5 protein-coding genes are annotated in these 5,386 nt (G+C 58.5%); 2 read left to right on the top strand and 3 right to left on the bottom strand.

The genetic code is table 11. The features are described from left to right. Nucleotides 1–691: helix-turn-helix domain-containing protein (locus tag E8A46_RS23100; protein ID WP_291566215.1), on the top strand; the 691-nt coding region annotated here is incomplete at its 5' end. Nucleotides 692–914: 223 nt separating this feature from the next. Continuing rightward, on the top strand, nt 915–1,577 hold the full coding sequence (locus tag E8A46_RS23095; RefSeq protein WP_291566214.1) for a tyrosine-type recombinase/integrase: 663 nt from the start codon (nt 915–917) through the stop codon (nt 1,575–1,577). 124 nt (nt 1,578–1,701) lie between these two features. On the opposite strand, the gene E8A46_RS23090 is transcribed toward E8A46_RS23095, so the two are convergent. The 3 genes from E8A46_RS23090 to E8A46_RS23080 form a co-directional block, all read right to left on the bottom strand. Next, nucleotides 1,702–3,648 (bottom strand): GAF domain-containing protein, encoded by a 1,947-nt coding sequence (locus tag E8A46_RS23090; RefSeq protein WP_291566212.1) that lies wholly within the window; start codon nt 3,646–3,648, stop codon nt 1,702–1,704. A gap of 321 nt (nt 3,649–3,969) precedes the next feature. Further along, complete coding sequence (locus tag E8A46_RS23085; RefSeq protein ID WP_291566210.1) at nt 3,970–4,272, bottom strand: GcrA family cell cycle regulator; 303 nt, start codon at nt 4,270–4,272, stop codon at nt 3,970–3,972. A 293-nt stretch (nt 4,273–4,565) separates the two neighbouring features. Beyond that, complete coding sequence (locus E8A46_RS23080; RefSeq protein WP_291566208.1) at nt 4,566–5,135, bottom strand: ISAs1 family transposase; 570 nt, start codon at nt 5,133–5,135, stop codon at nt 4,566–4,568. Nucleotides 5,136–5,386 lie beyond the last annotated feature (251 nt).

Here is a 5,386-nt window from a genome sequence, read left to right as displayed (position 1 = left end):
CAGTAGCTACAATCAGTTCTGTCCCGTTGCGATGGCAGCGGAGATCCTCTGTTCCCGTTGGACCCTAGTGCTTCTGCGCGAGCTTGTTGTCGGGTCGACCCGGTTCAATGAGCTAAGGCGCGGCGTGCCGCGGATGTCGCCCGCCCTTCTCTCGAAGCGCCTCAAAGACCTCGAGGCGGCTGGAATCGTGACGCGTACGGCTATGCCTGATGAGCCGGACGTGTTTGAGTACCGACTGACCGAGGCAGGAAAGGATCTGCGGCCGATTATCGAGGCCGTCGGCGTCTGGGGACAAAGGTGGGTTACAACCGAAGCAACGTTGAAGAATCTTGATCCCAATCTGCTGATGTGGGACATCCGGCGCAATATAAATCCCGCCCCGATGCCACGTCGCCGCACCACGATCCAGTTCATCTTCGGCGATCTTCAGAAGGCGCAGCGAAACTGGTGGCTGATCGTAGAGCCGGACAAGGACGTCGACTTATGCGCGGTCGATCCGGGGTTTGACATCGACCTTTACTTGTCGACCGACCTGCGGACCATGACCGAGATTTGGATGGGCTACACCGATATTGCCCGCGCCAAGAAAGAAGGTCGAATAGCCCTTACTGGCGACAAACGGCTCGAGGCAGATCTACGGACATGGTTAAAATTGAGCGAGTTCGCCAAAGTTGAAAAGCTGGTCGCTTAGGAAGGGTTTCACTCCGAACTGTATTACCCGCGAGGGGGACAGCGGTGAGCGAGCGATGGTCGGCCCTCTTCGCTAGTGCCGAAGTCCGGAAGCTCGGCGCCAGGCTGCATCTCAAGAATGTCGCTGTTGGGTCAAACGCTACAGGTCGTTTGCCGCTGGGCTGGACGCGAAGTCCGCTTTGGCCCGACAACCGACCTGATTCCAATGCCTAATCCGGCAGCACATGCTTCTCGCCTCAGTAACCGAGCCGAGGAGTATGGCCATGGATCAAGTGTATGCGACCCACGCGCCCAAGCGAGTGCCGTGGAACAAGGGAAAGCTGACCGGGGCAAAGCCGCCCCTGCGACCCAAGCACGTCTGGTCGATCCGGACAAAACTCCAGATCGAAGGCCGCACTCGCGACCTGGCCATGTTCAATCTGGCAATCGACAGCAAGCTTCGTGGCTGTGATGTCGTCGCCATCCGGGTCGAGGATGTCGCTGCCGGCGGCTACACCGCGGATCGCGCAACCGTCCGGCAAAAGAAAACCGGGCGACCCGTCAGATTTGAACTGAGCGAGCAGACCCGCCAGGCGGTCGATGACTACCTAAAGGCCACCGGCAAACGGCCCGGCGAGTTCTTGTTCACCGGCAGTCGCGGTCCTGCCCGCAATATGACTACCCGCCAATATGCCCGGCTCGTCTCCGAGTGGATCGGCAGCGTTGGACTGGACCCAAGGCTGTTCGGGACGCATTCACTGCGACGCACAAAAGCAACCCTCATCTACCGGCGGACTGGCAATCTCAGGGCCGTCCAGCTTCTGCTCGGGCACACCAAGATCGAAAGCACGGTCCGGTATCTCGGCATTGAGGTCGATGACGCCCTTGGCAATAGCGGAACAAGTTGATGTCTGAAATACTGGGCAGAGCGGACATGCTCTGCCCGACCTCTGACCGCCGGTTTGTGCCATGAACAGACTCATGCACCGCAGTAAATTGGCGCTGGTTATCGGGTGAAATGACTGGGTCGGATTACCTTTGGCTGGTCCGAGGCAATACGATCTTGAACTCGGTGAAAAGCCCGAGCTCCGTCTCGACATCGATGCTGCCGCCATGTTGTTTGACGATGATATCGTGGCTCATCGACAGGCCAAGCCCGGTACCTTCGCCCGCGGGCTTGGTCGTGAAGAATGGGTTGAACATCTTTTCCCTTACGTCTGAGGGGATTCCGGTACCGTTGTCGCGAATCCGTATTTCGACGGTCTTGCCGAGATTCTTCGTGGCAGCGATCAGGACGGGTTCAAAGGTTTCTCCCTCGACCGACTTGCGCTGGGTAGTGGCGTAGAAGCCGTTGGAGATCAGGTTGAGCAGAGCCCGCGTGATTTCCTGCGGGTACAATTCAACTGTCCCCGCATCGGGGTCGAGGCCGCGCTTCAGCATGACATTGAAGCCGGGCTTCTCGACCCGCGCGCCGTGATAAGCGAGATTGAGACTTTCCTCGACCAGGGCGTTGATATCGGCGGATCGGTGTTCACCCGAACCTTCGCGCGAGTGCAGCAGCATGTTCTTAACGATGGAGTCGGCGCGCTTACCGTGCTGCACCACCTTTTCGAGGTTGGACTTCAACATTTGGGTCAGTTCGCCGACGTCTCCGCGCATCTTCTGATCGAGTGGCGCTGGAGCCAGAGTCTCGTCCAGTTCGTCGATCAGTTCGGCCGATAGTGCTGAGAAATTGTTGACGAAATTGAGCGGGTTCTTGATCTCATGCGCGATGCCGGCAGTGAGCTGGCCGAGCGAGGCCAATTTTTCGGTTTGTACCAGCCGATCTTGGGCGGCGCGCAGATCGTCGAGGGATTGCGACAATTCGCGGGTCTTCGCCTCGACCTGTTCGAACATGCGGGCATTCTGAATCGCGATGACGGCCTGATCGGCGAAAGTGCGCAGCAGGCCGCATTCCTTGTCGCTGAACGCCTCCATGGAAGTGCGCCCTACGAAGACTGAACCAATGGCGCGGTTTTCCCAGAGCATGGGCGCGACGACCATCGAATAGTTCTGTCCGAAACGGCGAGCGGTCTCGCGAAGGCCGGAAGGTACGCCGGGGTCGTTTAATACGTCCGCGTACCTCACCAGACGACGCTCGCGGATTGCTAACTCACTTGCAGTTCCTTCCACCGGAATCGGGAACAGCGCGCGCACCCGCTCGACATTGGGGCCATGCGCAGCGGCGATATGCAGCAGCCCATCTTCGCCCACCTGAAATATGAAACGCTCTTGTCCGCCGAACAGATGTTCGATGCTGCGCAAGATCTTGTCGAATACCGGCTTGGGGTCCGCGACCGAATTGCTTATCACGCTCAGGATATCAGCAGAAGCTTTCTGCTGCTCCAGCGCTTCCCTAGTTTCGTTGAACAGCCGTGTGTTTTCGATCGCGATCAGGGCCTGGTCACGGAAGGATTCGGCCAGCGCGATTTCCTTTTTACCGAACATGTTGGGTCGTTTTCTGGCCAGCGCGAGCAGACCAACGCATTCTCCCGCGCGCAGCAGTGGCAAGAACAGCGACGAGTTGATGCCGTACTTCTCGCGGATGTGGCGCTCGTGTTCGGGTAGATCGATCGTCGACCAATCCGGCAAATGCAGGTTTTTCTTGCTGACGATGGCGCGGGACGGGAAATTGGTGTCGGGGTCGATCGGCACAGGCGTAAGATCGACAACCATGCGCGATCCTTCCGATCCCACCAGAGCAGCCTGCGAGAAGGTAGCGCCGTGGCAACGCAAGAAGAATACCAGATCGCAGCGGAGTAGCCGCACGGCGGTCAGGACGATGGCTTCGAACACCGGCTGCGTGTCGGCCGGAGACTGACTGATGACGCGCAGGATCTCGGAGGTCGCGGCCTGCTGCGCGACGGACTCGGCGAGCTTGCGCTCAAGGTCTGCAATAATCTGCTGCGGATCGGCTGCGGCGGCGTTATTCGGCGTCACAATTGTCTATCCAATTCATCATGCCTGGCGTCCGATTAACTGGGTCGCGAGCCTTCGCCGGGAAAGCGCCGCCTCCAAAGGAGCGGGGCGCCACTCTAGCCGCTTTTACGCGCCCCCGGGAAGAGAGGCGGCGGAGAGCCAATGTCCGCTCGGGGTCAAACTCGGAAATACTCGCCCGGAGTATATGTCTTCCGCTCTACCCCCGGAAGCGGACATTCGGCCCCATCAGTTTTGAATTGAGAAGCCGCCTTCTGGCGGCTTTTTCTTTTCAAGGGCCAAGCGCCTGCGTCGCTCACAGCACTCCAGCCTACGCAAATTAGTTCAGCCCGTATTCCGCACTGCCTGCGCCAGCATCTCGTACATCTGTTTCTTGGTCAGCGGCACCGGCTTGGCCGGGGTCGGCATCCGTTCGGCCCTGACCGGTTCTACGGGTACCGGGGACCTCGGCACCGACGTGATGATGGGTTTGGCGGTTGGTGGCCGGTGTCCGCGCTTTAATCCCAATCGTTGCAGCTTGCCACAGACCGCACTGCGCGAGTAATGCAGCCGCTTGCCGCATTGTCCGGCACTATGGCCCTTGGCCCAGAGTTTGGTGAGCAGTTTGACTTCGGCTGTATCCCACATGGGTTATTGCCTTTCGTCGCTCCGATGATTTCATCATCGACGCAAATCACCTTGGAAGCAAGGTGCTTGTCGCTGGGCTTGGCGTTGCCGTAGCAGACGAGGGTGTCGCCATCGTCGAAGGGTTGGATTGATTTACTCACGCCAGCAGCGCCGTGGCAAACAGCAGCGCGATGGTCAGGATGGCGATCACAGTCCAGATCGTGGTGGCGTTCATGCCACCACCACCATCGCAGCCAGCAGGGGGCTCATCGCGGCGGCTGCCGGATACGCCAATAAGAGTTCGTTATTTCGCGTCACGTGCGCCGAAGGTTTTTTTGACAATGCATCGCATCGCACGTGATGATATGGCCCGCCATGTCGAGTTCTTCCAACAGTTTCTGCACGGCCGGGATTTCGTTGGATTTTTCGTCGATGTCGATATGCGCCAGCACCAACGCCGTGTCGACGGCGAACGCGCTGAGCACCTGTTTTGCCTTGGCGTCGTTGAAGCTATCGAAACTCCCTTTGAGCGCCTTGCCATCAAACGCGATAACTCGCGCGCCGGGACCCGCCGCGTCAACGTTCAGGTGGGCCGCGTGTTCGCGAAAGGCTATTTCAACATCTGCCGCCGTCAGCCCCTGCACAATATACCGGATGGCCGTATGCGCGGGCGACCTTTTCCAGCTTATCTTGAAAGCCTTGTTCAGCTTTCGCCGATGGACCTTGATGAAGGTGCGAAATAGGCTGAGATGATGTCGCGCGCCGCTCACGATCGCCAAAATGGAAAACAACAGGACGTGCGGCAGCTGATAGAGTTTGCCTTCGGCGCGCCGTGGATCGGGGATTGTCGCGAGGTGCGACAGGAAACGTTCGAATGACTTCAAGGCAACCTCCGAATGATTCGGTTGCCTCACATAGATTCAGAACTTTTCCACCCAAGGAATCCTTCGCTCCTCGTTGTGCCTCAGATCTTTTGCCCCTGTTGCTTCATGGACTCACTATAGAGTGTTGAACAGCCCTGCCCAAATCGCCAAGCGCATTGATGCGGATCAATTAGGTGCGATGAATGGCTTGAGCGTTGGTGCGCTCGGCGTATCGCTCTTTTCGGAGATCGTTAGCTGTTCGGCGGGGCACC

Origin of the sequence: Bradyrhizobium sp. (assembly GCF_004799445.1) — a bacterium.
Lineage (GTDB): Bacteria > Pseudomonadota > Alphaproteobacteria > Rhizobiales > Xanthobacteraceae > Bradyrhizobium.
This window is presented reverse-complemented; position numbering and strand designations above follow the sequence as displayed.

Coding starts and splice junctions, on each gene's coding strand:
- E8A46_RS23095 (WP_291566214.1), top strand. CDS start 915: ATGCTTCTCGCCTCAGTAACCGAGCCGAGGAGTATGGCCATGGATCAA.
- E8A46_RS23085 (WP_291566210.1), bottom strand. CDS start 4,272: ATGTGGGATACAGCCGAAGTCAAACTGCTCACCAAACTCTGGGCCAAG.